Annotated in this window: 28 protein-coding genes; 20 read left to right on the top strand and 8 right to left on the bottom strand. The window is 68.7% G+C overall.

What is annotated here, in order from left to right:
• Positions 1-366: 366 nt before the first annotated feature.
• Positions 367-1,551: a pyridoxal phosphate-dependent aminotransferase gene (locus AC069H_RS00610; protein WP_478230928.1), complete on the top strand. Its 1,185-nt coding sequence runs from the start codon at positions 367-369 to the stop codon at positions 1,549-1,551.
• A gap of 85 nt (positions 1,552-1,636) precedes the next feature.
• Positions 1,637-1,822, top strand: a complete 186-nt coding sequence (locus tag AC069H_RS00605) for a hypothetical protein (RefSeq protein WP_007032516.1) — start codon at positions 1,637-1,639, stop codon at positions 1,820-1,822.
• Here AC069H_RS00605 and AC069H_RS00600 read toward each other — a convergent pair.
• The 3 genes from AC069H_RS00600 to AC069H_RS00590 form a co-directional block, all read right to left on the bottom strand.
• Complete coding sequence (locus AC069H_RS00600; protein ID WP_478230927.1) at positions 1,819-2,640, bottom strand: SAM-dependent methyltransferase; 822 nt, start codon at positions 2,638-2,640, stop codon at positions 1,819-1,821. The genes AC069H_RS00605 and AC069H_RS00600 overlap by 4 nt on opposite strands.
• A gap of 89 nt (positions 2,641-2,729) precedes the next feature.
• The gene (locus tag AC069H_RS00595) at positions 2,730-3,320 is read right to left on the bottom strand and encodes an HAD family hydrolase (RefSeq protein WP_125679605.1); all 591 of its coding nucleotides are present in this window, start codon (positions 3,318-3,320) and stop codon (positions 2,730-2,732) included.
• Positions 3,321-3,322: 2 nt separating this feature from the next.
• Positions 3,323-4,351: a threonine aldolase family protein gene (locus AC069H_RS00590; protein WP_478230926.1), complete on the bottom strand. Its 1,029-nt coding sequence runs from the start codon at positions 4,349-4,351 to the stop codon at positions 3,323-3,325.
• 135 nt (positions 4,352-4,486) lie between these two features.
• Between AC069H_RS00590 and AC069H_RS00585 the strand changes: the two genes are divergently transcribed.
• The 10 genes from AC069H_RS00585 (at position 4,487) to AC069H_RS00540 (ending at position 13,057) form a co-directional block, all read left to right on the top strand.
• The gene (locus AC069H_RS00585; RefSeq protein ID WP_005152531.1) at positions 4,487-5,005 is read left to right on the top strand and encodes a SigE family RNA polymerase sigma factor; all 519 of its coding nucleotides are present in this window, start codon (positions 4,487-4,489) and stop codon (positions 5,003-5,005) included.
• The gene (locus AC069H_RS00580) at positions 4,992-5,696 is read left to right on the top strand and encodes a hypothetical protein (protein ID WP_478224207.1); all 705 of its coding nucleotides are present in this window, start codon (positions 4,992-4,994) and stop codon (positions 5,694-5,696) included. Before AC069H_RS00585 ends, AC069H_RS00580 begins: the two co-directional genes overlap by 14 nt.
• Positions 5,697-5,719: 23 nt before the next feature.
• Positions 5,720-6,313 carry a TetR/AcrR family transcriptional regulator gene (locus AC069H_RS00575; protein ID WP_478230925.1) on the top strand — a complete coding sequence of 198 codons (594 nt, stop codon included), beginning with the start codon at positions 5,720-5,722 and terminating at the stop codon, positions 6,311-6,313.
• 90 nt (positions 6,314-6,403) lie between these two features.
• Entirely contained in the window at positions 6,404-7,834 is a 1,431-nt protein-coding gene (gene purB / locus AC069H_RS00570; RefSeq protein ID WP_478230924.1) for an adenylosuccinate lyase, read from the top strand.
• Between the two features lie 163 nt (positions 7,835-7,997).
• On the top strand, positions 7,998-8,819 hold the full coding sequence (locus AC069H_RS00565) for a substrate-binding periplasmic protein (RefSeq protein WP_478230923.1): 822 nt from the start codon (positions 7,998-8,000) through the stop codon (positions 8,817-8,819).
• A gap of 5 nt (positions 8,820-8,824) precedes the next feature.
• The gene (locus tag AC069H_RS00560) at positions 8,825-9,598 is read left to right on the top strand and encodes an ABC transporter substrate-binding protein (protein WP_478230922.1); all 774 of its coding nucleotides are present in this window, start codon (positions 8,825-8,827) and stop codon (positions 9,596-9,598) included.
• A gap of 8 nt (positions 9,599-9,606) precedes the next feature.
• Complete coding sequence (locus AC069H_RS00555; protein WP_478230921.1) at positions 9,607-10,389, top strand: ABC transporter substrate-binding protein; 783 nt, start codon at positions 9,607-9,609, stop codon at positions 10,387-10,389.
• Positions 10,390-11,148, top strand: a complete 759-nt coding sequence (locus tag AC069H_RS00550) for an amino acid ABC transporter permease (protein ID WP_478230920.1) — start codon at positions 10,390-10,392, stop codon at positions 11,146-11,148.
• The gene (locus AC069H_RS00545) at positions 11,145-11,885 is read left to right on the top strand and encodes an amino acid ABC transporter ATP-binding protein (protein WP_478224213.1); all 741 of its coding nucleotides are present in this window, start codon (positions 11,145-11,147) and stop codon (positions 11,883-11,885) included. The genes AC069H_RS00550 and AC069H_RS00545 overlap by 4 nt, the downstream gene beginning before the upstream one ends.
• Positions 11,886-12,169: 284 nt before the next feature.
• Positions 12,170-13,057 (top strand): MOSC domain-containing protein, encoded by an 888-nt coding sequence (locus AC069H_RS00540; protein ID WP_478230919.1) that lies wholly within the window; start codon positions 12,170-12,172, stop codon positions 13,055-13,057.
• Here the strand turns inward: AC069H_RS00540 and AC069H_RS00535 are convergent.
• Entirely contained in the window at positions 12,940-13,746 is an 807-nt protein-coding gene (locus AC069H_RS00535) for an SAM hydrolase/SAM-dependent halogenase family protein (protein ID WP_478224215.1), read from the bottom strand. The two genes, AC069H_RS00540 and AC069H_RS00535, sit on opposite strands and share 118 nt — an antisense overlap.
• Before the next feature lie 35 nt (positions 13,747-13,781).
• On the opposite strand from AC069H_RS00535, the gene AC069H_RS00530 reads away from it, so the two are divergent.
• The 4 genes from AC069H_RS00530 (at position 13,782) to AC069H_RS00515 (ending at position 17,368) form a co-directional block, all read left to right on the top strand.
• Positions 13,782-14,663 carry a phosphoribosylaminoimidazolesuccinocarboxamide synthase gene (locus AC069H_RS00530; protein WP_478224216.1) on the top strand — a complete coding sequence of 294 codons (882 nt, stop codon included), beginning with the start codon at positions 13,782-13,784 and terminating at the stop codon, positions 14,661-14,663.
• 58 nt (positions 14,664-14,721) lie between these two features.
• Positions 14,722-15,429, top strand: a complete 708-nt coding sequence (locus AC069H_RS00525) for a DUF2334 domain-containing protein (RefSeq protein ID WP_465531173.1) — start codon at positions 14,722-14,724, stop codon at positions 15,427-15,429.
• Entirely contained in the window at positions 15,426-16,157 is a 732-nt protein-coding gene (locus AC069H_RS00520) for a TetR/AcrR family transcriptional regulator (RefSeq protein WP_478230918.1), read from the top strand. The genes AC069H_RS00525 and AC069H_RS00520 overlap by 4 nt, the downstream gene beginning before the upstream one ends.
• Positions 16,158-16,228: 71 nt before the next feature.
• Entirely contained in the window at positions 16,229-17,368 is a 1,140-nt protein-coding gene (locus tag AC069H_RS00515) for a DUF418 domain-containing protein (RefSeq protein WP_478230917.1), read from the top strand.
• A 51-nt stretch (positions 17,369-17,419) separates the two neighbouring features.
• Here AC069H_RS00515 and AC069H_RS00510 read toward each other — a convergent pair whose 3' ends face one another.
• Together AC069H_RS00510 and AC069H_RS00505 are read right to left on the bottom strand one after the other, a co-directional pair.
• Entirely contained in the window at positions 17,420-18,055 is a 636-nt protein-coding gene (locus AC069H_RS00510; RefSeq protein WP_478230916.1) for an MBL fold metallo-hydrolase, read from the bottom strand.
• Between the two features lie 33 nt (positions 18,056-18,088).
• A complete protein-coding gene (locus AC069H_RS00505; RefSeq protein ID WP_478230915.1) occupies positions 18,089-19,033 on the bottom strand; it encodes an ArsR/SmtB family transcription factor in 945 nt (314 codons plus the stop codon).
• Between the two features lie 60 nt (positions 19,034-19,093).
• Here AC069H_RS00505 and AC069H_RS00500 point away from each other — a divergent pair, with 60 nt between their 5' ends.
• Together AC069H_RS00500 and AC069H_RS00495 are read left to right on the top strand one after the other, a co-directional pair.
• Entirely contained in the window at positions 19,094-20,236 is a 1,143-nt protein-coding gene (locus AC069H_RS00500) for an MFS transporter (RefSeq protein ID WP_478230914.1), read from the top strand.
• Between the two features lie 33 nt (positions 20,237-20,269).
• Complete coding sequence (locus AC069H_RS00495; protein WP_478230913.1) at positions 20,270-21,772, top strand: aldehyde dehydrogenase family protein; 1,503 nt, start codon at positions 20,270-20,272, stop codon at positions 21,770-21,772.
• Between the two features lie 103 nt (positions 21,773-21,875).
• Here AC069H_RS00495 and AC069H_RS00490 read toward each other — a convergent pair whose 3' ends face one another.
• A complete protein-coding gene (locus AC069H_RS00490) occupies positions 21,876-23,456 on the bottom strand; it encodes a GMC family oxidoreductase (RefSeq protein ID WP_478230912.1) in 1,581 nt (526 codons plus the stop codon).
• Positions 23,457-23,559: 103 nt separating this feature from the next.
• Entirely contained in the window at positions 23,560-24,333 is a 774-nt protein-coding gene (locus AC069H_RS00485) for a hypothetical protein (RefSeq protein WP_478230911.1), read from the bottom strand.
• Positions 24,334-24,399: 66 nt separating this feature from the next.
• On the opposite strand from AC069H_RS00485, the gene purS reads away from it, so the two are divergent.
• Positions 24,400-24,639 carry a phosphoribosylformylglycinamidine synthase subunit PurS gene (gene purS / locus AC069H_RS00480; protein WP_007032538.1) on the top strand — a complete coding sequence of 80 codons (240 nt, stop codon included), beginning with the start codon at positions 24,400-24,402 and terminating at the stop codon, positions 24,637-24,639.
• Complete coding sequence (purQ, locus tag AC069H_RS00475) at positions 24,636-25,313, top strand: phosphoribosylformylglycinamidine synthase subunit PurQ (protein ID WP_478224226.1); 678 nt, start codon at positions 24,636-24,638, stop codon at positions 25,311-25,313. The genes purS and purQ overlap by 4 nt, the downstream gene beginning before the upstream one ends.
• Positions 25,314-25,338 lie beyond the last annotated feature (25 nt).

The following is a 25,338-nucleotide window of genomic DNA, read 5'->3' as shown; positions in this document are numbered from 1 at the left end:
GGCGACGTTTTCCGGTTGGTTGTTTTTTCTTGTTTTGAGGGGTTGTTCGGGGTCTGTTTTTGGTTTCCCACCCAAAAACCCCCCCCACGACCCGATTCGCCAAACCGGGCATATGGCCTTGAAGCAGATATTTCGTCACTGGAAAGCGTCCTTGTGGACGCTCAGAGCGCGGCTGACTGCCGCCTCTCTTCTTTGACCCCAGCGAAGAGGCCCTTCACCGCAGAGGCTCGGTCACGCCACATTTGACTCACCCCTCAAGAGAACCCGAAACGCCACTCACGGCCAACGGAGGGGCTGGCCGCCACGCCGACTGGGCCACCCACGCCCTCGATGGGTTCTCCTCGCAGGCAAGTTAGCCTCACCCGCATGTCCTTCCCTGGCCCTGCCGCACGTTCCGCCGTCCCGCCGTTCCACGTCATGGACGTCCTTTCGGCCGCGCAGGCGCGGCAGCGCAGCCACGGGGACCTGGTCCCGCTGCTCGCGGGGCAGCCGTCCGCGCCGGCGCCGCGGCCCGTGCTCGAAGCGGCGCAGCGGGCGCTGAAGGACCACAACCTCGGCTACACCGAGCAACTCGGCATCCCGGAACTGCGTGAGGCCGTCGCGGAGCACTACAACCGCACCTACCCGGTCGACGTGAGCCCGCAGGACGTCATCATGACGACCGGTTCCTCCGGCGGCTTCCTGCTCTCGTTCCTCAGCGCCTTCGAGGCGGGTGACCGGGTCGCGATGGCGCGTCCCGGCTATCCGGCCTACCGGAACCTGCTGAAGGTGCTCGGTTGCGAGGTCGTCGAGTTCGCCACCGGGGCCGAGACGAACTTCCAGCCGACCGTCGCGCTGCTCGACGAACTGGGGCCGATCAAGGGGCTGATCGTGGCCAGCCCGAGCAATCCAACCGGTACCGTCTTGCCGCCGGGTGAACTGGCGGCGATCAGCGGCTGGTGCGCGTCACACGGCGTGCAGCTGATCAGCGACGAGATCTACCACGGGATCTCCTACGGCGCCGGACTCGATTGCGCCTGGCAGTACGGCGACGAGGCGCTCGTCCTCGGCTCGTTCTCCAAGTACTTCGCCATGACCGGCTGGCGGCTCGGCTGGATGCTCGCGCCCCAGCGGCTGCATCGCGCGATCGACGTCCTGACCGGCAACTTCACCATCTGCCCGCCCGCGGTCTCCCAGTACGCCGCGGTCGCCGCGTTCACCCCGGAGGCGTACGCGGAGGCCGACGGCCACGTCGAGCGCTACCGGGCCAACCGCGATGTGCTCTTCGCCGGCCTCAAAGGCATCGGCATCGACAAGCTCGCGCCGGCCGAAGGCGCCTTCTACGCGTACGCCGACGTCTCCGCGTACACGAACGACAGCCTCAGCTGGTGCCAGCGGCTCCTCGCCGACACCGGTGTCGCGATCGCTCCCGGGATCGACTTCGACGTGAGCGACGGCGGCCGGTTCGTGCGGTTCTCCTTCGCGGGCTCGCGCGAGGACATCGACGAGGGCGTCCGCAGGCTCGGCGACTGGCTCGCTCAGGGGGAACCCGGAATTCACCCTGAACGTTAGGCAGAACGAAGGCGCTCGCGAGCTCCGCCTGACAACCTGGACTCACCGGGCCCGCACGGGCACGGTGAGGCAATCGGAGGATGCCATGTTCTGGAAGATCGTCGGCGGGCTGATCCTGGCTTGGGTGGCCTTCATGGTGCTCGGATCCGTGCTCGGTTTCCTCGTGAAGGCCGTCTTTTGGATCGCCGTCATCGGCGGCGCGGTCTTCCTCGGCACGGCCGCGTACGGCGCCATCAAGGGCAAGGGCACCCCGAAGCAACTCCGCCGTTAGGGCTTACGCGCCACCCCGCCGAGCGACGTGAAGTTCACGGGCGAAAGCGGGGTGAAGCGCGGCCCGTCCGGCCACCACAGGTGCGGATAGGTCAGGCCGGGCTCCATGAGATCGAGTCCCTCGAAGAAGGACTCGATCTCCTCGCGCGTCCGGTACAGCGTGTCCAGCCCTGTGCCGTCGAAGCGCTTCTCGAGTGACGTCGCGATGTCGGCCGCTTCGGAGCCGTCGGCGGGATTGTGCTGGTGCAGCAGCGCGACGAACGAGCCCGGCGCCAGCGCGTCGACGTAGGCGCGGACGATCTTCCGCGCCTCGTCGAGATCCTGGATGTGGTGGACGATCGCGCACAGGATCAGCCCGACCGGCCGGTCGAACTCCAGCCGGTGGGTGCGGGTGAGCTCCTCGATGACCTCGGCCGGTTCGGTGAGGTCGGCGGCCGTCATATGCGCGAAGTCGTTCGCCGCCAGCAGCGCGCGGCCGTGCGCCTGGACCACCGGATCGTGATCGACGTAGACGACCTGCGCCTCGGGGTTGTACCGCTGCGCGACCTGGTGCGTGTTCTCCACGGTCGGGAAGCCGGAACCGAGGTCGAGGAACTGGTCGATGCCTTCCCGGTCGGTCAGGTACCGCACGGTCCGGACCAGCCAGTGCCGGACCTCCTTGGTCATCGCCTGGGATTCCGGCGCGAGCTCCAGGATCTGGCGCAGCACCACCCGGTCGGCCTCGTAGTTGTCCTGGCCGCCCATCAGTGCGTCGAAGACCCGCGCGATGCTCGGCCGGTCGAAATCGACGGGCACGAACGGGCGTTGGTCCGCGGACATGGGCACCTACCGGGGATGAATCGGTTTGGACGAGTTCAGCGTAGGTCATCCGCTTCACCGCGCGTAAGCGGATGAGCGGCGAGGGTGAATTATTCCTCCGAAGAGCCGAAGCCGGATTTCGCCGTGGTCACGCCGACCCAGCGTTCCGCCCGCATCCCGACCGCCCGCGCACCGTCCACATTGGACTGTCGGTCGTCGAAGAACAGGCAGTCGGCCGGTTCGGCGCCGAGTTCGGCGAGCAGGATCCGGTAGATCTTCGCGTCGGGCTTCATGCAGCCGAGGTCACCCGAAAAGAGCTTCACGCGGAACAGCTTCGCCCACTCCTGCTCGCGCACCCAGCGGCCGAAGGTGGACGACGCGTTCGAGAGCAGCGCGAGCGCCGCGCCCGCCTCGTGCAGTCCTTCCAGCAGTTCGAGCACGTCGGGCTCGACGTGCGTCCAGCCGGTGACGTCGATGGCGGTCAGTTCGTCGGAGAACGCCTTGTCCACCGGGACGTCCAGCGCGCGGCCGATGCTCTGCCAGTACTCGAGGTCCGTGCCGCCGGAGTCGTACCGGACCCGTTCGGCCCAGTAGTGCGGTTCGAAGTCGGCGACTTCTAGGCCGAAGGCCTTGGCCAGGGTCGGCAGCGCGTCGGTGTGCGCGCTGATGACGTCGCCGTAGTCGAAGACGATCCAGTTCACGTTCAGCCCCCGGTCTTGATGCGTTGAAGGGTTTCCTCGATGTCCGCCGCCGAAAGGTCCCGGTGCGCCACGAACCGGATCCGGCCCGAGCTGGGCAGCGTCCGGATCCCGAGCCCGGCCAGCCACGCCAGCCTGCCTTCGAGGTCGGGAGCGGTCACTTGCACGATATTGGTTTCGGGAGTGTTGACCTCCCAGCCGTGCTCCGCGAGCCCGGTCGCGAGCCGTGTCGCGTTCTCGTGCGTCTCGGCGAGGTCGCCGATGCGATCCAGCGCGACCATGCAGGCCGCGGCCAGCACGCCGCCCTGGCGGATGCCGCCGCCGAGCATCTGGCGCATCCGCCGTGCCTTCTCGACGAACTCCGTGCTGCCCGCCACCACCGAGCCGACGGGCGCGCCGAGTCCCTTGGAGAAGCAAGCGGAAACGGTGTCGACGCCGACCGTGAGCGCCGCGGGCGGGATCCCCAGCGCGACCGACGCGTGCCAGATGCGGGCGCCGTCGAGGTGCACGGTCAGCCCGGCCTCCTTCGCCACCGCGACCAGCTGGGCGTGTTCGTCGGGCGGGGTGACCGCGCCACCGGCCGTGTTGTGCGTGTTCTCCAGGGACAGCAGCGGCGTGCGCATCGCGTAGTACGGCCCGCGCGGGACGCCGATCGCGGCCGAAAGCGTCTCCGGCGTCGGACGGCCCGGTCCGGCGTCGTGTTCCAGCGGCTCCGGCATACCACCCGCGAGCCAGGCGGCGGACCCGAGTTCGTCGGTGATCACGTGCGCGCCGCGCGGCGCGAGGAACCGGTCGCCGCGCTGGAGATGGCTGCTCAGCGCGATCAGGTTCGCCATGGTCCCGGTCGGTGTCCAGAGCGCGGCGGGCATGCCGAGCAGTTTCGCGGCGCGCTGTTCCAACGCGCCGACGGTCGGGTCGCCGTCGAGGACATTGTCGCCGACCTCGGCCTTCGCCATGGCCTGGCGCATGACGTCGTCCGGCCGGGTCACGGTGTCGGAGCGGAAATCGATCTGCGGGAGAGAGCGCGAGGTCACGGTACGATCACATCACATCGACGGGCCCGCCATGAATCTCCTCCCCGGCTGGTCCGCCACGCCCGCTCATGCAACCGTGGACGCCCCCGGTTCCGTCCTACCCACCGACGAGGCAAGAGCGGAGACAAAAACCGCGTGAACCAGCGCGACGAACAAGAGTTCGCGGAGTACTTCGCCGCGAAGCGGGACTCCGTGCGCAGGACCGCGTACATGCTCTGCGGTGACTGGCATCGTGCGGACGACCTCGCGCAGACGGCGTTCGTCGCGCTGCACCGGAGGTGGAAGAAGATCAGAGAACGGGCGGCGACCGACGCCTACGTACGGAAGACGCTGGTCAGGGCGGCCATCGACGAGTCGAGGCGGCCGTGGCGGCGGGAGTGGCAGACCGAGGAGCTGCCCGAGCCGCCGCAGGACGGCTTCGACCTCGGCGAACAGGTCGTCACCAGGGAAGACCTGCTGGCCGCGTTGCGCGAAGTGCCCCCGAAGCAACGGGCCGTGCTGGTGCTCAGGTTCTTCGAGGGGCTGGACGTCGGTGCGGCGGCGAAGGCGCTCGGCTGCAGCGAAGGAAACGTGAAGAGCCAGACCGCGCGCGGGCTGGCGAACCTCAGGCAGGTCATGGAGAAGGAGGAGGTGGCACGGGATGGACGAGAATGACCTGAAGGCGTTGTTCCGTGACGCCCCCGGCGAAGCGCCGTCGCCGACCTTCGACACCGCCGACGTGGTCCGCGCCTCCAAACGCGCCACCGCTCGACGCCGAAACGGTATCGCGGTGGCCTGTAGTGCGGTGGTTTTGGCCTTGGCCGGAGTGGGCATGTCCGGCGTGCTCGGCGGAACCGAGCTCCAGACGGGGAGCGCGGTCAAATCCGACAACGAAGCGGCTTCCGCGGAGCAACCCGGGGCGCAGTCCGCACGTCCTCTTGATAGCGGGGACCCCTCGAACTTCTCGAACCCGCCGCCTCAGCAGGGGGGCGGCGGGCCAGAGAGGACCGGCCAGAAGACGGCCGAAGGCACCTACGGGTGCGACCAGGTGGACCGGGAGCTCGCCACCGCCCTCGCTGGCGAGCTCCCGGTCCCCGTGGATGTCGCCAAGTCGACGCCCGGCGACCTCTGTACGACGGGAGCCAGGTCCGCGGGGTTCCAGGTGCCGGGCGGCACGGTCTCCGCCGCGGTTTACCCGGCGGGCTCGTCCGTCCCGGTGATGCCCACCGGAGCGGCCGAGGCGCGGCGGACCACCCCCAAGGGCTCTCTTGTGGTCGTGGTGAGCCTCGGCGACGGTTCGGGCAGGCCCGCCTTCCCCGAGTCCGACGTCGACAGGCTGGTCGGCGTGCTCGCCGCCCGCTACTGACCGAGCTGGCAAAATAGCCCGCCATGACCGCCGCAGCGACCACGCCAAAGGGTGAGCGACGCCGTGCCGAACTCATCGAGGCCGCCGCGTCGCTGCTGGCCGAGGGCGGTTTCGACGCCGTGCGACATCGTGCGGTCGCCGAACGCGCGGGGTTGCCGCTGGCTTCGACGACGTACTACTTCGATTCGCTCGAAGAGCTGGTCACCGCCGCGGTGGAACATCACGCGAAGGTGGAATTGGAGACCGGACGGCGACGTCTCGACGAGCTGGCGACCCGCAACCGCGGTGTCGAGGCCACCGTCGACCTGGTGCTGGACATGCTCCTCGGTCCGCTCCGCCCGGATCGCGAGGCCGACGCCGAAGCGGTCCTCCTGCGCTACGAACGCCTCGTCGGGACAGGCCGCCGCCCGTACCTTCGGCCCCTGATGCGGACGCTGTCCGCGCAGCTGTACGAGCTGCTCCACGAGATCTTCGCGCGCTCCGGCACGCCTGTGGACGCCACCGAGCTGGAGCGGCTCGTCGCCCTCGTCGACGGTGCCGTGGTCAACGCGCTGATCGAGGTCGACCCGGAGCCTCGGGCCGCCGCCGCCCGGATGCTGCAGGCCGCCCTCGCCTGAACTCTCGCGTTTCGTCCTCTGAATGCGGTGGTTCGTGACGCCAACTACCGCGTTCAGAGGACGAAACGCGGGGCGGGTTAGTCTGGCCGCGTGACGGACAAGCCCCGCATCCCCAACGTGCTCGCCGGCCGCTACGCCTCGCCTGAGCTGGTCGAACTGTGGTCCCCGGAACGCAAGGTCGTGCTGGAGCGTGAGCTCTGGCTCGCCGTGCTCCGCGCGCAGGCCGACCTCGGCGTCGAGGTGCCGGACGGTGTCGTCGCCGACTACGAACGCGTGCTGGAGCAGGTCGACCTCGACTCGATCGCCGCGCGCGAGCGGGTCACCCGGCACGACGTGAAGGCCCGCATCGAGGAGTTCAACGCGCTCGCCGGGCACGAGCACGTCCACAAGGGCATGACGTCGCGCGACCTGACCGAGAACGTCGAGCAGCTGCAGGTGCTGCGTTCGCTGGAGCTGGTGCGCGGCCGCGTCGGGGCGGTGCTGGCCCGGCTCGCCGCGATCGCGGTCGAGCACGCCGACACGGTGATGGCAGGTCGTTCGCACAACGTCGCCGCGCAGGCGACGACGCTGGGCAAGCGCTTCGCCACCGCCGCGGACGAACTGCTGGTCGCCTTCGACCGGCTCGAAAACCTCATCGGCCGCTACCCGCTGCGCGGGATCAAGGGCCCGGTCGGCACCGCGCAGGACATGCTCGACCTGCTCGGCGACGAGTCCACTTTGGACGAACTGGAGTCGCGGGTCGCGGCCCACCTCGGTTTCGAGAACGTGTTCACCAGCGTCGGCCAGGTGTACCCGCGCTCGCTCGACTTCGACGTGCTGTCCACCGTCGTCCAGCTCGCGGCCGCCCCGTCGAGCCTCGCGAAGACGATCCGCCTGATGGCGGGTCACGAGCTGGTCACCGAGGGCTTCAAGCCCGGGCAGGTCGGCTCGTCGGCCATGCCGCACAAGATGAACACCCGTTCGTGTGAGCGCGTCAACGGGCTCGCCGTGGTCCTGCGCGGCTACCTGTCGATGATCGGCGAACTCGCCGGCGACCAGTGGAACGAAGGCGACGTGTCCGACTCCGTCGTCCGCCGGGTCGCGCTGCCCGACGCGTTCTTCGCGCTCGACGGCCTGCTGGAGACCTTCCTCACGGTGCTGGCCGAATTCGGCGCCTTCCCGGCGGTCATCGGACGTGAGCTCGATCGCTATCTGCCGTTCCTCGCGACCACCAAGGTGCTCATGGCCTCGGTCCGCGCGGGTGTCGGGCGTGAAACCGCTCACGAGGCGATCAAGGAGAACGCCGTCGGCGTCGCGCTCGCGATGCGGGAGCAGGGGCTGGCGGAGAACGACCTCCTCGACCGGCTCGCCGCCGACGAGCGTATCCCGCTCGACCGCGGTGAGCTGGACAAACTCCTCGCGGACCGGATCTCGTTCACCGGTGTCGCGCCCCGTCAGGTGGCCGCGATCGCGTCGCGCGTCGCAGGCATTCTGGAGCGTTTCCCGGAGGCTGCGGGCTACTCGCCGGCACCGATCCTCTGACGTGTGAGCAGCCCCACCACGGGGCGTTCACAGAGTGAGACGAAGTTACTCGATCGGGCGAAATGCCTAATCTCGATCGCTGAACCCGGAGCGCCAGGCCGCCCATGAGGCGGCCTGGCGTGTTTGTATCGCGCCTTGCGCGCCGAAACCCACGGAAGAAGCGATGAGATCCACGCTGTCGAAATTCGTCGCCGTCGTCACGGCCGGAGCGGCCACCCTCGCCCTCGCCGCCTGTGGCTCCGGTGACGCGAGCGACCGGAAGCTGCGGGTCGGCACCCTGACCGACGCGCCGCCGTCCATCTACCTGGAGAACGGCACCTTCACCGGCTACGACAACGAGCTGCTGCGCGACATCGCGAAGCGCGAGGGCTTCGAGGTCGAGTTCGTCGGTACCGAGTTCGCCGGCCTGCTCGCCGCCGTCGCCTCCAACAAGTTCGACATCGGCAGCTCCACGATCTCCACCACCGAGGCCCGCAAGAAGACCGTCGCGTTCAGCAACGGCTACAGCACCGGGTTCACCACGATCCTCACCAAGAAGGGCGCGTCCCTCAAGGACGTCGGCGCTTTCAACGGCAAGCGGCTCGGCGTCGTGCAGGCGTCGGTGCAGGACGACTTCGCCAGCGGCAAGGTCCCGGGCGCCAACGTCGTCCGCTTCCCCGACTACAACGCCGGTTTCGCGCAGCTCAAGGCGGGCAGCCTCGACGGCTGGGTCGTGCCGAAGGACATCGGGCAGAAGTACATCGACCAGAACCCGGACGTGCCGCTGGAGTTCGGCTACACCGTCGAGACCAAGGACACGCCGTCCGCGTTCGCCGTCCGCAAGGACAACAAGGAACTGCTGAAGAAGCTCAACGACGGCCTCGCGAAGGCCGTGGCGGACGGCACCGTCGCCCGCCTGCACGCTCAGTTCTTCAAGACCGAGCCGCTGCCCAAGGAACTCGAAAAGGGCGGCCCCGGCCTGCCCGTCCAGAACGCGGGGGTCTGAAAACCATGAAGAAAACCTTGCTCGCCACGCTGGCCGCGGGTCTCGTCGCCGTCCTCGCCGCTTGTGGTGGCGGCGAGTCCTCCACCGAGAAGACCCTGCGCGTCGGGACACTGAGCGACGCGCCGCCGAACATCTACGTCGAGAACGGCAACTACACCGGTTTCGACAACGAGCTGCTGAAGGCCATCGCCGCCAAGCAGAACCTGAAGCTCGAGTTCGCCTCGACCGACTTCTCCTCGCTGCTGGGCCAGGTCGCGAACAACCAGTTCGACATCGGCAGCTCGGCCATCGCGCAGACCGACGAGCGCAAGAAGAACGTCGACTTCTCCAGCCCGTACAACTTCGAGGTCATGAGCATCCAGACCAAGGACGGCTCGCCGATCACCGAGGAGAAGGGCCTGTCCGGCAAGCGGGTCGCGGTCATCCAGGCGACCGTCGGTGACAAGTGGCTCACCTCGACGGTGCCCGACGCGCAGGCCGTGCGCTTCCCGGGATATGCCCCGGCGCTGGCCGCGCTCAAGAGCGGCGCCGTCGACGCCTACATCCTCGACCAGGCGATCGCCGAGACGAACGTCAAGGAGAGCGCCGACGTGAAGCTCAAGGTCGTCAAGTCCTTCACCACCGACGTGCCTCACGGCTTCGCGGTGAAGAAGGGCGACGCCGAGCTGCTCACCAAGATCAACGAGGGCCTGAAGCAGGTCATCGCCGACGGCACCTGGGTCAAGCTGCACGAGAAGTTCCTGCCGACGGCCCCGGTCCCGGACCAGTTCAAGGCGTGAGGATCACGATGAAGAAGTCACTCGCCGCCGCTGTCGGCGCCGTCCTCGTGGCGGTACTGGCGGCGTGCGGTGGAGGAGAGAACTCCAGTACAAGGCCGCTGCGCGTCGGCACGCTCAGCGACTCGAAACCCAACGCCTACCAGGAAAACGGCGTGTTCACCGGTTTCGACAACGAGCTGCTGAAGGCCATCGCCGCGCACCAGAACCTGAAACTCGAGTTCGTCTCCACCGAGTTCTCGACCCTGCTGAGCCAGGTCGCCAACGGCAAGTTCGACATCGGCAGTTCGGGGATCGCGCAGACCGACGAACGCCGCAAGACGGTCGACTTCTCGGCGCCGTACAACTACCAGTCGCTCGGCATCGAGGCCCGCGAGGGCACCGGTATCACCGACGAGAACTCCTTGGCCGGTAAGCGGATCGGGGTCGTGCAGGGCACGGTGTCGGACAGCTGGCTGGCGGCCAACGCGCCCACCGCGCAGGCCGTCAAGTTCCCGCAGGACGCCGCCGCCCTCGCCGCGCTCAAATCGGGCGCGATCGACGGCGCGATCTTCGACCAGGCGACCGCCGAGGACTACGCGGCGAAGAACCCGGACGCGAAGCTCAAGGTGGTCAAGGCGATCACCACGACCATCCCGCACGGGTTCGCGGTCAAGAAGGGCAACACCGAGCTGGCGGGCAAGATCAACGCCGGGCTCAAGGCGGTCATCGCCGACGGCACCTGGGAAAAGGTGCACCAGCGCTTCGAGCCGAACGCGCCGGTGCCCGCGGAGTTCAAGGCCGGGCAGAAGTAAGTGGACGATTTCCTCAACAGCTTTCTGAACTGGGAGTACATCTGGGAGGTCTTCCCGGACCTCCTCGGGACCGGTCTGCTGAACACGCTGATCCTGTCGGTGTTCTCGGCGCTGATCGGCACCGTGCTCGGCATGCTGCTGGCCACGATGGGCCTCTCCAGCAAGGCGTGGCTGCGCTGGCCGGCCAGGGTGTACACGGACATCTTCCGCGGTCTGCCCGCGATCCTGACCATCCTGGTGATCGGACAGGGCGGCGGGATCCTCATCCCGTCGTTGTCGCGGAACCCGTACCCGCTGGGCATTCTCGCGCTCAGCCTGATCGCCGCCGCGTACATCGGCGAGATCTTCCGCGCCGGTATCCAGAGTGTCGAAAAAGGACAGATGGAGGCCAGCCGCGCGCTGGGCATGAGCTACACCAAGGCGATGACGCTCGTCGTCATCCCGCAGGGCGTGCGGCGGGTGCTGCCCGCGCTGGTGAACCAGTTCATCGCGCTGGTCAAGGACTCCAGCCTGGTGTACTTCCTGGGCTTCCTCGCCGAGCAGCGCGACCTGTTCCGCATCGGGCAGGACCTCGCGGCGAACACCGGAAACCTGTCGCCGCTGGTCGCGGCGGGTGCGGTGTACCTGGTGATCACCGTGCCGCTGACGCATCTGGTCAACTACATCGACAAGAAGCTGCGCACCGGCAAGAAGGTCCGGGTCGACGACGAGGGCGGCGAGCCGGAACTCCTGAACACCGGAAAGGTGCCGATGCCATGACGTCCGCCGTACGTTCCTCCAGCGTCGAGCTCCGCGACATCCACGTCTCCTTCGGCACCCTCGAAGTGCTGAAGGGTGTGAACCTCAAGGTCGAGAAGGGCCGCACGACCTGCATCATCGGCCCGTCCGGCTCCGGTAAGTCGACGCTGCTGCGCTGCGTGAACCGCCTTCAGGAGCCCGACTCGGGCGACCTGCTGCTGGGCGGCGAGAGCGTCATCTCGTCCGACCCGGACGCGCTGCGCCAGCGGGTCGGGATGGTGTTCCAGCACTTCAACCTGTTCGGGCACCGCAGCGTTCTGGACAACATCACGCTGCCGCTGCGCAGCGTCCGCAAGCTCGGCAAGGAGGAGGCGGCGGAGATCGCGCAGGCCCGTCTCGCCGAGGTCGGCCTCGCCGACAAGGCGCCGTACCGGCCGAGCGCGCTCTCGGGCGGGCAGCAGCAGCGGGTCGCGATCGCGCGGGCGCTCGCCATGGAGCCCGAGGTCATGCTGTTCGACGAGGCGACCAGCGCGCTGGACCCGGAGCTGGTCAAGGGCGTCCTCACCTTGATGGCGGGGCTGGCCGAGCGCGGCCTGACGCTGCTCGTGGTCACCCACGAGATGGGTTTCGCGCGTGGCGTCGCCGACGAGGTCGCGTTCATGGACGACGGGAAGATCGTCGAACAGGGTGCTCCGGAGGCGATTTTCGACGCTCCGCGGAGCGAGCGTTTGCAGCGGTTCCTGTCGCAGGTGTTGTAGGGAGCCGGCGAGCAAGGGCGGCGGTGGCGTGGTGGGGCACGTCTCGTGAGTGGTAATGACGGTTCTAACCGTCATTACCACTCACGAGGGGACCTGGGCCAGCCTTAACGTGCCGTTGCCGGCGTTCTGGTGTCCGTGAAGGCCTCCTTCCTTACCTTGAGCGTAGGGAAGGAGGCCTTCACGGACCCGCGATCGACCGGCAGTCACCTCCGGTAGGTACGCAAGACACCGTTGGCTCTAACCGTCCTTACCACTCACGAGGCCTGAGTCGTTAACCTGCGGCTATGGCGAGAGTGGCGAAGCTGGTCTATTACCCGGTCAAGGGCTGCGCCGGGACGGCGGTCGAAACGGCCGACGTCACCCGGGCGGGCCTGCGGTTCGATCGTGCCTGGATGGTCGTCTCCCCGGAGGGTGAGTTCCGCAGCCAGCGGAAGCATCCGGTGATGGCCGCGATCCGGGCCGAGGTCCTGGACGACGGCGCCCGTCTGCGGCTCGCCGCTCCCGGCGTCGAAGATCTCCTGGTCGAGACGGTCACGGACGGACCGCGGCATCCCGCGGCGACGTTCACCTGGCAGGGCAAGGGCGTCCGCCAGGGTGACGAGGCCGCCGAGTGGTTCTCCACCGTCCTCGGCCTGCCGTCGGTGTTCGTCGGGCTCGCGCCGGAGCACGAGCGCGTCACCAACGGCGAGATCCCCGGCACCGCGGCCTTCGCCGACGCGCACGCGATCCTGCTGACCTCCGAGTCCTCTTTGGACGGTCTGAACGAGCGTATCGCGTCGCGCGGCGCCGAGGCCGTGCCGATGGACCGCTTCCGGCCCAACATCGTCGTCTCGGGCTGGCCGGAACCGCACCGCGAGGACGACGTCCGTTCGCTCACCGCCGGCGGCCTCGAACTGGGGTACGCCAAGGTCTGCGTCCGCTGCACGGTGCCGATGGTCGACCAGGGGACCGGCGAGAAGGCCGGTCCGGAACCGATCCGTTCGCTCGCCGACTACCGCCGCGAGCCCGAGGGCGGCGTCTCGTTCGGGATCAAGATGGCGGTGACCGGCCCGGGTCAGGTGTCCGTCGGCGACGAGGTGATCGTGCACTCCTGGGCAGGCCCCAGCCCGAGCACGTCCGACGCCGAGCCGCCGTTCACGGCGACCGCGAGCCGTCCAGCGGAATCGGTGTAGAGCACGTTCCGACCCGGCGGCACCGTGCCGAAGGTGTCGCCGACCAGCGCTTTCACCAGAACGTGTTCGCTGCTGACGGAGACCGTGCCGGACAGCCCGGCCAGTTCGAGGTCGGCGGGGCTCGCGGCGAGCTGGACGTTGCCGAAGTGGTCGACCGTGAGCACCTCGGCCACCAGCTTGCCGGGGAACACCGCGACGAACGGGTCCGGCAGGCGCACGAGATCGCCGACGCGTGGCCCGAACTCCTCCGGGGCGACGCCGAGCGCGAGATGCGCCGCCGCGGGGGCGAAGACGTCGCGTCCGTGGAACGTCGACGAAGTCACCGGAAGGCGGTACTCCGGGGCCGCGAGTTCGTACGCCGCTATCACCCCGCTGAGTGTTTCGGCGGCGGGAATGAGAAGTCCGTTGTCCGGGCCGACGAGCATTCCGCGCTCGGTGACCACCACGACACCGCGCCGCGCCGTGCCGACGCCGGGGTCCACGACGGCGAGATGGACCGACTCCGGCAGATACGGCACGGTCTGGGCGAGGACCTCGGCGCCGGTCCTGACCTGCTGCGGAGGGATCTCGTGGCTCACGTCGATCACCCGTACGGACGGCGCGATCCGCGCGATCACGCCGTGGCACGCGGCCACGAAACCGTCTCTCAGCCCGTAGTCGGTCGTGAACGAAACGCAGTGGATCGGCATGATCAGCCATCATCCTTGATCGCTAGGGTGCAGCCGTGACGACGCTCGAATACCCGAAGATCGCCGCCGGCAAGGTCCGTGAGCTCTACGCCGTCGATGACGAGCATCTGCTGCTCGTCACTTCGGATCGGATCTCCGCCTACGACGTCGTCTTCGACACGCCCATCCCGGACAAGGGGCGGGTGCTCACCGCGATGAGCGTGTTCTGGTTCTCCCTGCTCTCCGATGTCCTCCCCAACCACCTGGTCTCCTACGAAGACGAACGCATCCCCGCCGAGGTCCGCGGCCGCGCGCTGCTGGTGCGGCGGCTGGCGATGCTGCCGCTCGAAGCCGTCGCCCGCGGGTATCTCACCGGTACCGGTCTCGCCGATTATCGCGCGTGCGGCAGGGTTTGCGGCGTCGAACTTCCCCCGGGCCTGACCGAGTCGTCCCGGCTCCCCGAACCGATCTTCACTCCCGCGACGAAGGCCGACCACGGCTCGCACGACGAGAACATCGCCTTCTCCGACGTCGTCGGGCAACTCGGCCGCGAACTGGCCGAGGAGGTCCGCGAGGCGACGCTGGCGGTGTATCGCCGCGGCGCGGAGTTCGCCGCCGAACGCGGCATCCTGCTCGCGGACACGAAGCTCGAATTCGGCATCGACCGCGAGGGGAACCTCGTGCTCGCCGACGAGGTCCTGACCCCGGATTCCTCGCGCTACTGGCCCGCCGGTGGATACGCGCCGGACCGCCCGCAGCCGTCGTTCGACAAGCAGCCCCTGCGGGACTGGCTCACCAGTCCCGCGTCCGGCTGGCATCGCCGGGACAGACCGGGGTCACCGCGCCTGCCCGAGGACATCGTCGCCGCCACGCGGGCGAGGTACATCGAGTCGTACGAACGCATCACCGGCCGGTCGTTGCAGGATTGGCCCGCCTGACCTGCGGAGTTCACTCCGACGTCAGTCCGCCGAAAGCCCGGGCTGGCTCACTGGCGGGGTGGATGCACGTTTGCTGGTTTCCCTGTCCGGCGTGACCACCCGGACGTTGCACCGCTGTGCCGATCTCGCGGCCGAGCTCGACCGGCGCAGGGTCCCGTTGTCGGTGCTCTACGCCGCTCGCACCGGCGAGGGCCCCGTGACCGAGTGGGTCCGGACGCGCCGTACCCACGGCGACTCGGTCCTCCTGCACGGTTACGACCACCAGGTCCCGCCCACCCATCGTGCCGTCTACCTGGGCAAACGCGCCGAGTTCGCGGCTCTTCCCGCGCACGAGGCGCGGCTGCGGCTCATCGCGGCGAAGGCGGCGCTCGACGCCAACGGCATGGCCGTCGACGGGTTCGCGCCGCCGCGCTGGATCGCGTCCGAGGGCACTCTGCAGGCCCTGCGCGAGCACGGGTTCACGCTGTGCGCGGACCTGGTCTCGGTGCGGGATCTGGTGTCCGGCCAGGTCCAGCGCGCCAGGGTGCAGGAGTTCGGCGGGCCGTCGCACCGGACGGAGACCGTCCGGTGTTTCGCGCTGGTGCTGGCCGCCGCCAGGGCCGCGCGCCGCGGCGGGCTCGTCCGGCTCGGCATCGACGCCGCGGACCTCGCCCGGCCGGGGCTGCGGCAGGCGTTCCTCGACGCCGTCGACGTCTCGCTGGAGAACCGCGCATTCGGAACCACCTACGGCTCGCTCTCGCGAACGCGGGTTAAATTGTCGGGATGACCGACGAGGGGGACGCACCGGCGACGCTGATGCGGCTCTGGCGGCGAGCGGAGCGTCCGACACGCGGCAGGCCGTCCGTACTCGACATCGACAGCGTCGTGGCGGCCGCGGTGGACCTCGCCGATCGCGAAGGCGTCGCGAACGTGACGCTGGCGAGCGTGGCGAAGGACCTGGGCGTCACGAAGATGTCCCTGTACCGCCACATCGGTTCGAAGGCGGAGCTGCTGGAGCTGATGGCCGATTTCGCCATCGGCGATCCGCCGACGGTGGAGCCCGCCGGTTATTGGCGAGCCGAGCTGACCACGTTGGCCGAGGCCAACCGCGATGTCCTGATGAAGCACCCGTGGCTGGTCGAGCTGCCGCTCGCCGGCCCTCCTGCCGGGCCGCACGCGGTCGCGTGGATGGACGCGATCCTGCGGACGCTGCGCGACACGGGCCTCGACTGGGGCACCAAGGGCGGAGTCCTGGTGCTGGTCGGCGGCTACGTCCGCCTCGCGTGCGCGCAGGCCATCCAGCTCGCCGACGGCAGGAAGGACAGCGGGCTGAGTCAGGCGCAGGCGGAGCAGGCCTACGGCAAAGGCCTCGCCGAGCTGATCGACCCCGGACGTTTTCCCGACGCGGCGGGCTTCCTGACCTCGGGGCTGGGTGACTCCGAACAGAACTCCGACTTCGACTTCGGTCTCGGCGTCGTGCTCGACGGCATCGCCGCGCTCGTCGACCCGAGCTGACAACGCACCTCTCCTGCCTTTAGTATCCATCGGACATTAATTAGTGTACGTTGGATACTAAAGGGGGAACCATGACATCGACACCGACGAGCGAGCGAGTGCTCGCCCCGGACCTGGCCAGGGGTTTCGCGCTCCTGCTCGTGGCGCTGGCGCATACCGCGAGCATCTTCCTCGGCAACACGCCGGGCGTCGATCAGACGCCGGAAGGCTTGGAACGGCCGTACTTCGTGCTGCTGTTCCTGCTCGTCCACGCGTGCGCGCTGCCGCTGTTCGGCATGATGCTGGGCTACGGGATGGTGCAGTTCGCCGACCGCCAGGAGGCGTTGGGGCAGCCATGGCCGCGGACGCGTGGCGTCCTGCTCCGTCGTCACGCGTGGCTCCTGGTTTTCGGCGCCGTCGACGGCGTGCTGTTCTTCTCCGGCGACGTGCTCGGCGCGTACGGTGTGATCGGCGTGGTGTTCACCCTGCTGCTTCTGAAGCGTGGCAAGGGTTTCTATCGGATACCGGTGGTGTACCTGGGGTTCGGCGTCTGCTACCTCGCCGTGCTGATGTACCTGGTGCTCACCGGGAACTCCGGGAGCGCGCCGGTCCCGTCCATCGAGGGCGCCTCGTCCTTGGCGCCGACCTACGGCGACGCCGTGCGGGAACGGCTCGTCGAATGGCCGATGACCACGGCGGTCCTGCTGTCGTCCATCCTCTTCGTCTGGGTGGGCGCCTGGGCCGCGAAGAAACGCGTGCTGGAGGAGCCGAACCGGAAGCTGCTCCTCTTCGGCGTGTTCGGCGGTTTCGGCGTCGCGATCGCGGGCGCGCTGCCGATGAGCCTTTTCGCCGGTGACTACGTCGGCTTCGACGAAGGAACCGCCGGGCTCGCCAAGCTGATGTACGAAGGCGCCGGTCTGTTCGGCGCGATCGGTTACGTCAGTTTGTTCGGGCTCGTCGGCATGGCGGTCGGCAAGAAGCGCCGCGGTGTCGTGGTCACCGCGATCTCCGCGCTCGGCCAGCGCACGCTGAGCGCGTATCTGTTCCAGTCGCTGGCGTGGCTGATCCTGGCGCCACCGTTCATGCTGGGACTGGGCGGCAGCACGTTCGTCGCGGCCGCCTGCGGGCTCGGCGTGTGGCTGCTGACGGTCGTCGTCGCTTACCTGATGCACCGCCGGTCGTATCGGGGACCGGCGGAGATCCTGGTGCGGAAACTCGCGTACCGGGCCTAACCCGGACCACGCCCCACCGCCTCCCTCAACGGGCAGGCTTCGCCTGGCTGGCTAAATCTTTACCGGCTCCCCGACATCGAGCACCTTCACCTCGGTGCCTTCCGGGGCGAGGTTGGCGAACAGGCCGTAGTGCATCTGCGGCCGCGAGAGGACGGCTTCGTGGATCGGGACGGCGAGGCGCGGCGACACCGCACGCAGGTAGTCGACCGCCTCGCCGGCCATGAGCCACGGAGCGCCGGTGGGCAGGCCGAGGACGTCGATCTTCTGTTCCGGCACGAAGAACGAGTCGCCGGGGTGGTAGAACGCGCCGTGGTCGACGAGGTAGCCGACGTTCGGGATCACCGGGATCTCCTCGTGGATCACCGCGTGCTCGCCACCGACGACGTTGATGCCACTGGACCCGATTTCGAAGGCGTCACCGGGGTTCGCGATCTGGAACTCGGCGCCGATCTTCCCCACCGCTTCGGCGGAACCCGGATCGACGATCAGCCGCACGCCGGGATTCGCCGCCAGCAGCGCGGGGAGCCTGTCCATGTCGAGGTGGTCGAAATGCTGGTGGGTGATCAGGACGGCGTCCAGCTCACGTTCACCCTCGAAGCCCGCCGAGAAGGTGCCGGGGTCGATCAGGATCCGCGCGCCCTCGGTCTCCAGAAGGGTGCAAGCGTGTCCAAAGTGGACGATACGCATCGGTGTTCTCCTTCGCGGTAGCTCGATTCCAGCCTATGCCCGGAGCAGTGCGTCGCCAAGTTCGGTGCGCCGGTAGCGGACTTCGCGGCCGCGCCGCCGGGTTTCGAGCAGGCCCGCCGCGCGCATCGCGGTCAGATGCTGCGAGACCGTCGGCGCCGAGAAGCCCAGTCTGCGGGCCAGTTCGCTGGTGCTCGCGGGTTCGTTGAGCGTCGTGAGCAGCGCGGCCTTCGTCCGGCCGAGCACTCCGGCGAGCGCATCGGGCGGACGTTCGGGATCCGACCAGAGTTCGGCCACCCCGCGAGCCGGGTACAGCAGCGAAGGCTGCCACGGCTCCATCGTGATCACCCCGACCGAAGGCCACGCGAAGACGCCCGGGATCAGCAGCAATCCTCGTCGGTCGAGGTGGACACGGCCGCGTTCCTTCATTTCGATCACCAGGACGTCGTCGACGAGCCGCACACGCGAGTGGATGTCCTCGAGGACCAGCGCGATACCACCGGCGGCCAGGCGGCGCGAGCGTTCCTCGATGTCGGCGACCAGGAATCGGCGCATCCGGGGCCAATGTGGCTCGACCAGTTCGGTCCAGGCGATCTCCATCTGGCACGCCAGCAGATCCCTTGCCTCGGCGGGATCTTCCGGCAATCCGCTCAGGTCTGTGTCTACTTTGGACAGTTCGCGCGCGACCTGCTCCGGCGCCGTACGGCGGATTTCGGCGAGCTGGGCGGACGCGGTGGTCTCCGGGCCGCTCGGCGGCGGGCTGAGGAAATCGGTGATGTAGTGCCGCGCGCTCATCACCTTCGCGAAGCCGTCGATGGGCAGGTCCGGCAGTTTCGCGGCGGCCTCGCGCAGCCACGGCAGGTGACTCGGATGCCCGCGCCGCCCGAGCAGCGTCTGCATCGCGCCCATGGTCTCGTCGAGCGGGGAGATGCCGAAGCGGACGCGGTTGGCGCTCTCCGCGGTCAGGACCAGCTCGATCATCGGATTAGGTTATTCCCTAATCAATGGTTCGACCAGGCCGGGTTCGGCAGTGTTCGTGGCATGACGTTGCTGCGTAATTCCGGGTACTGGCGCTGGTCGGCGGGGGTCCAGCTGAACCGGCTGCCCGCCATGATGGCGCCGCTGGCCTTCACCGTGCTGACCACCGCGACGACCGGTTCGTACCGGCTCGGCGGGATCATGATGGCTGTGTTCGTCGCCGCCGAGATGGTCGGCGCCGTGCCTACCGGGCGGCTGCTCGACCGCGTCGGACCCGCACGCGGTCTCGTCGTGCTGCTTCCGCTGGTCGCCGCGGGACTGTTCCTGCTGGCCGCGGTCGCTTCGACCGGAGCGCCGGACTGGGTGCTGCTCGCGCTGGCGATCCCGCCGGGACTGGTCGCGGGCGGTTTGAACGGTGGCTTCCGGACGCTGCTCGCCGGGACGGTGACCGAAGAGGAACTGCCGAGGGCCGTTTCGATCGACGCGATGATCCTCGAAGGCGTCATCGTCGGCGGGCCATTGCTGGTGGCGCTCCTGGCGACGTCCGGTCCGGTCGTCCCGGTCCTCGCGATGGCCGTCGTCGCCCTGCTCGCGGCGCTGCTCGTGCCGCGGCGGACCGTTCCGCGAGATCCACAGAGGACGGTCGAGCGGCAGCCGATCCCGGTCGCCGCGTGCGTGCCCTGGCTGGCGGGCCTGTTCACCGTCGGGCTCCTGCTGTCGACCATCGAGGTCGGGCTGCTGCCACTCGTCCAGCGCCTCGCCGCCCCCGATTCGGCGGCGGCGATCGTCATCGTCGTGTTGTGTGCCGCCAGCCTGGCCGGGAGCGCGCTGTACGCGGCGCGAGGGAAGCTCGGCGATCCGCGGCTGTTCCTTGCCGGTTTCGTGCTCGGCGGGCTCGTGGTGTCGGCGGGCCTCGGCTGGGCCGGGCTGCTCGGCGGGGTCGCTCTGATCGGGCTCTGCACCGGTCCGCTGATGGCGGTCTCGTCGGTCAACCTGCAGAAGCTGTTGCCGGAACGCCGCCGGTCGGAGGGGTTCTCGCTGGCGTTCACCGTGCAGGCGTCGGGCTTCGGGCTGGGCTCGCTGGCGATCGGGGTACTGCCGGTATGGATGGCCCCGCTTCTCGGTGTCCTTGCGGCCGTCGTCTCCTGTGCGATGCTGGTGGCACGCCCCAGGCGAGCTATTGGCACGCCGTCAGTAACGTCGTAGCCTGGGCTTTGAGCCGAGACACGGGAGAAGTCGATGACCGCAGTCCAGCCGAAGCCGACCGCGCACAGCGTGGGGGAGACCTTCGATTCCCTCAGCCCGGCGACCGACGAGGTCGTGGGCACCTACCCGGTGCACACCAAGGAGGACGTCCGCGCCGCCATCGCCCGCGCGAGGGACGCCGCCGAATGGTGGGCCGGGCTCGGCTACGACGGCCGCGCCGAACGCCTTCGCCGCTGGAAGGGCGTCATCACCCGCAGGCTGCCGCAGCTCTGCCAGGTCGTGCGCGACGAGACCGGGAAGCGGATCGCCGACGCGCAACTGGAGAGCGTCCTCGCCATCGAGCACATCGCGTGGGCGGGCAAGCACGCGCGCAAGATCCTCGGCAAGCAGCGCCGCGCCGTCGGGCTGGTCATGTCGAACCAGGCGGCGACGGTCGAGTACCAGCCGCTCGGCGTCGTGGGCGTGATCGGCCCGTGGAACTACCCCGTCTTCACGCCGCTCGGCTCCATCGCCTACGCCCTCGCCGCCGGCAACACCGTCGTCTTCAAGCCCAGCGAGTACACGCCCGGTGTCGGGAAGTGGCTGGTCGACGCGTTCAACGAGGTCGTCCCGGAGTGGCCGGTGCTGCAGCTGATCACCGGCTTCGGCGAGACCGGCGCTTCGCTCGTCAGCGGAGGCGTCGACAAGATCGCCTTCACCGGTTCGACCGCCACCGGCAAGAAGATCATGGCCGCGGCCGCCGAGACGCTGACACCGGTGATCATCGAGGCCGGCGGCAAGGACGCGGTCCTGGTCGACGCGGACGCCGATCTCGAGGCCGCCGCCGACGCGACCGTCTGGGGCGCGTTCTCCAATTCGGGCCAGACCTGCATCGGCATCGAGCGCGTGTACGTCCACGAGCGCGTGCACGACGAGTTCGTCGCGAAGGTCGTCGAGAAGTCGAAGGACGTGCGGGCCGGCTCGGACGCGGCCGCGCAGTACGGCCCGGTGACGATGCCTTCGCAGCTTTCGGTGATCAAGCGCCACATCGCGGACGCCATCGAGCGCGGCGGCAAGGCGCTGGTCGGCGGCGTCGACGCGGTCGGCGACCGCTACGTGCAGCCGACGGTGCTCGTCGACGTGCCCGAGGACTCCTTGGCGGTCCAGGAGGAGACGTTCGGCCCGACCGTCACCATCGCCAAGGTCCGCGACATGGACGAGGCCGTCGAGAAGGCCAACGACACGAAGTACGGCCTCGGATCGGCGGTGTTCTCGAAGTCGCGCGGCCTCGAACTGGCCGGTCGGCTGCGCACCGGCATGACGTCGATCAACGCACCGCTTTCCTTCGCCGGTATCGCTTCGCTGCCCTTCGGCGGCGTCGGCGACTCGGGCTTCGGCCGGATCCACGGCCCGGAAGGCCTGCGCGAGTTCGCCCGGCCGAAGGCCGTCGCGCGGCAGCGGTTCACCGCGCCGATCGTGCTGACCTCGTTCTCCCGCAAGGAAAAGACCGACGCCCTGGTGGCGAAGCTCATTACGGTGCTGCACGGCAAGCGCTGAGCCAGCTGTCCATCACCCCCCCCGTGCAATGAAGGGGCCTTTCATAGCAAATTTTGCTATGAAAGGCCCCTTCATTGCGCTTGTGAGGGCGTGAAAGGACCGGTCACGAGCCCCGGATGAGGTCCGCGGCCTTCTCCGCCACCATGATCGTTGGCGCGTTCGTGTTCCCGCGAGGCACCACGGGCATCACCGAAGCGTCCACCACCCGCAGCCCCTCCACCCCGCGGACCTTCAGCGACGGGTCGACCACGGCGTTCTCGCCCGTCCCCATCGAGCAGGTCCCGACGGGGTGGTACAGCGTCTGCGTCCTCTCGCGCACGTAGTCCGCCAGTTCGCCGTCGGTCAGGTCGTGCCGCTCCGGCAGGAACGGCTTGTCCAGATACCGCGCCAGCGGGCCGGACTTCCCGATCTCCACCAGGGCGCGCAGCCCGGCGAGCAACTTCTCCATGTCCACGGACTCGGCGTAGCACATCGGGTCGATTTCGGGCTTCCACAACGGATTTCCCGACTTCAACCGTAGCCGTCCCCGGCTCGCGACGTCCACGAGGGTCGCCGCCGACGTGAAGCCCGACACCGTCGGCTCACGCATCCCGTTGTCGTAGAACAACGTCGGCGCGACGTGGATCTGCATGTCCGGCGGCGAGACACCGTCCGCGGCGGGGAAGAACGCGCCCGCCTCGCCGATGTTCGAAGTCAGCGGGCCGCGTTTGGTGAGCTGGTAGCGCAGCAGGCCGCCCGGCGTCGCCGCGTCCACCAGGTCGGTGGTGCCGCGGGTCGACCAGATGATCCCGCAGGCCGGGTGGTCGTGCAGGTTGCCGCCGACGCCGGGAAGCGCGGCGACGACGTCGATCCCGTGCTCCCGCAGGTGCTCCGCAGGGCCGACCCCGGAAAGCATCAGCAGTTGCGGCGAGTTCACCGCACCTCCGCTCAGCAGGACCTCGGTCGACGCGCGCACCGTCGTCTCGGCGCCTTTGTCCAAATAGGACACACCGACGGCGCGGGTGCCTTCGAAGACGACGCGGGTGGCTTGCGCATGCGTCCGGACCGTGAGGTTCGGGCGCGACAAGGCCGGCCGCAGGTAGGCGTCGGCCGTCGACCAGCGGCTGCCCTTCTTGCACGTCACTTGGTAGACGCCGGCGCCTTCCTGTGACTCGCCGTTGAAGTCGTCGGTGCGGTTGAGACCCCAGGCGACCGCGGAATCCACCCAGGCATGGGACAGCTCGTGGGTGAAGCGACGGTCCTCGACGTTCAGCGGCCCGTCGGTGCCGTGCAGTGGCCCGCCGAGCCGCTGGTTCCCCTCCGCCCGTTTGAAGTACGGCAGGACGTCGTCGAAACCCCAGCCCTCGGCGCCGTGCACGTCACGCCAGCCGTCGTAGTCCGCGCGGTTGCCGCGGATGTAGATCATCGCGTTGATCGAAGAACAGCCGCCGAGTGCCTTCCCCCGCGGCCAGTACAGCGTCTTGCCGGTGTGCTTCTGCTCGACCGTTTCGTAGTTCCAGTCCCACTTCGTCTTGAACAGGCGGGGGAACGCGGCGGGGATGTGGATCTCGTCGGCGTCGTCCTCGCCACCCGCTTCGAGCAGGAGCACCCGCGCTGACGGATTCTCGCTCAGCCGGTTGGCCAGTACGCATCCCGCGCTGCCCGCGCCGACGATCACGTAGTCGAAGGAATCCTGATCGTCCACGGTGCCTCCTGCTGCTCGCCCGGGCTTGACGCCCGCCAAAAGGCTCATCTTGGCCCAGCGTGGCGGCTCCGAGCATTCCCCCAGACGAAGGATCGGTGCGGACTTAGTCCGAGTCGGGTGAAAAAGTAGCCACGCAGGGGCCGCCCTCGGCATCGTCCTCGGTCTCGACCCGGCCGGGCTTCCGGACGCCGTCGACCTCGCCGGTGAGGTGCAGGATCGTCTGCTTCGCGGTGGTCAGCACGTCGGCGTTGTCGACGGTGTACCTCGCCTCGCCGTGGATGATCTGCTGCACGCCGTCGCGGGTCGTGTCGGGCACCTTCTCGCACAGCACGGACAACGCGGCCGGGATGTCGCGCGCGTTGATCGCGTCGACGAACTTGTTCCCCGCCTCTTCCCCGGTCTTGACGTCGGGCCGCGGCGACGGCTTCGTCTCGATGCCCGGCAAGGGCTCGGGCTCGCCGCCGATCTTGGCGTCGCGCACGCACCAGCCGCCCTCGCCGGGGATCATCGCGATCCCGACGGTCTGGCCGCCGGTCGTGAGCGCGGCCGAGTACTCCTGCGGCGCACGCTGGCGCGCGGGCGTGCTAATTTGTGCGCCGTCGGAGACGGCCATGACCTGCTCGAAGGTGTAGGACCGCTTCGAGCGGATCGGGCACCAGAGCGAGCTGACACGATCTTCGCCGACGCCGTTCGCGAAGGACTGGCTCAGCTGCTCCGGCGTCGCGCGCGAGGTGGTGTCGGCCTTGGCCTTGAAGAACCCCGGCGTCACGAAGCCGGTGAACGCGACACCGCCCGCGATCAGGACGAAGACCAGCGCCAGCGTGATCCAGAGCCAGGCCTTCGACTTCTTCGGCGGTGTGTACTGCCCGTAGGTCATGCGGCAACCGTAGTGAAGTAGGCTCTGGCGGTACCCACGACCTGCGTGAATAAGGAGCAGCCTGCCGTGGCCCGAGTCGTCGTCGACGTCATGCCCAAGCCCGAAATCCTCGACCCGCAGGGCCAAGCCGCGCTCGGCGCCGCCGGCCGTCTCGGCTTCACCGGGATCGCCGAGATCCGTCAGGGCAAGCACTTCGAGATCGAGGTCGACGACTCCGTCGACGACGCGACGCTCGAAAAGATCGCCGAGGGTTTCCTCGCGAACCCCGTCATCGAGCAGTGGACCATCAAGCGGGTGGACGCGTGAGCGCCCGCATCGGGGTCATCACGTTCCCCGGCACGCTCGACGACGGTGACGCGGCCCGCGCGGTCCGCTACGCCGAAGCCGAAGCCGTGCCGCTGTGGCACGCGGACGAGGACCTGAAGGGTGTCGACGCCGTCGTCGTCCCCGGGGGCTTCTCGTACGGCGACTACCTGCGCGCCGGCGTCATCGCCCGGTTCGCGCCGGTGATGTCGTCGGTGATCGAGGCCGCCCACAAGGGCATGCCGGTGCTGGGCATCTGCAACGGCTTCCAGATCCTGTGCGAGGCCGGGCTGCTGCCGGGCGCGATGATCCGCAACGCGGGCCTGCACTTCATCTGCCGTGACCAGTGGCTGCGTGTCGAGAACAACGACACCGCGTGGACCACCCGGTACGACAAGGACGCCGAGATCCTCATCCCGATGAAGAACATCGACGGCTGCTTCGTCGCCGAGCAGGCCACCCTCGACGAGCTCGAGGGTGAGGGCCGCGTGGTGTTCCGCTACGTCGGCGGCAACCCGAACGGCTCGCGCAACGACATCGCCGGGATCCGCAGCGAGAACGGCCGCGTCGTCGGGCTCATGCCGCACCCGGAGCACGCCATCGACGCCCTCACCGGGCCCTCCGACGACGGGCTCGGCATGTTCTACAGCGCGGTCGACGCTCTCGTCTCCGCCTGACCCACCCACGCATTTCGTCCTCTAA

This window comes from Amycolatopsis sp. NPDC043887, from assembly GCF_056435665.1.
The sequence above is the reverse complement of the archived record's forward strand: the minus strand, read 5'-3'. Positions and strand labels throughout refer to the sequence as shown.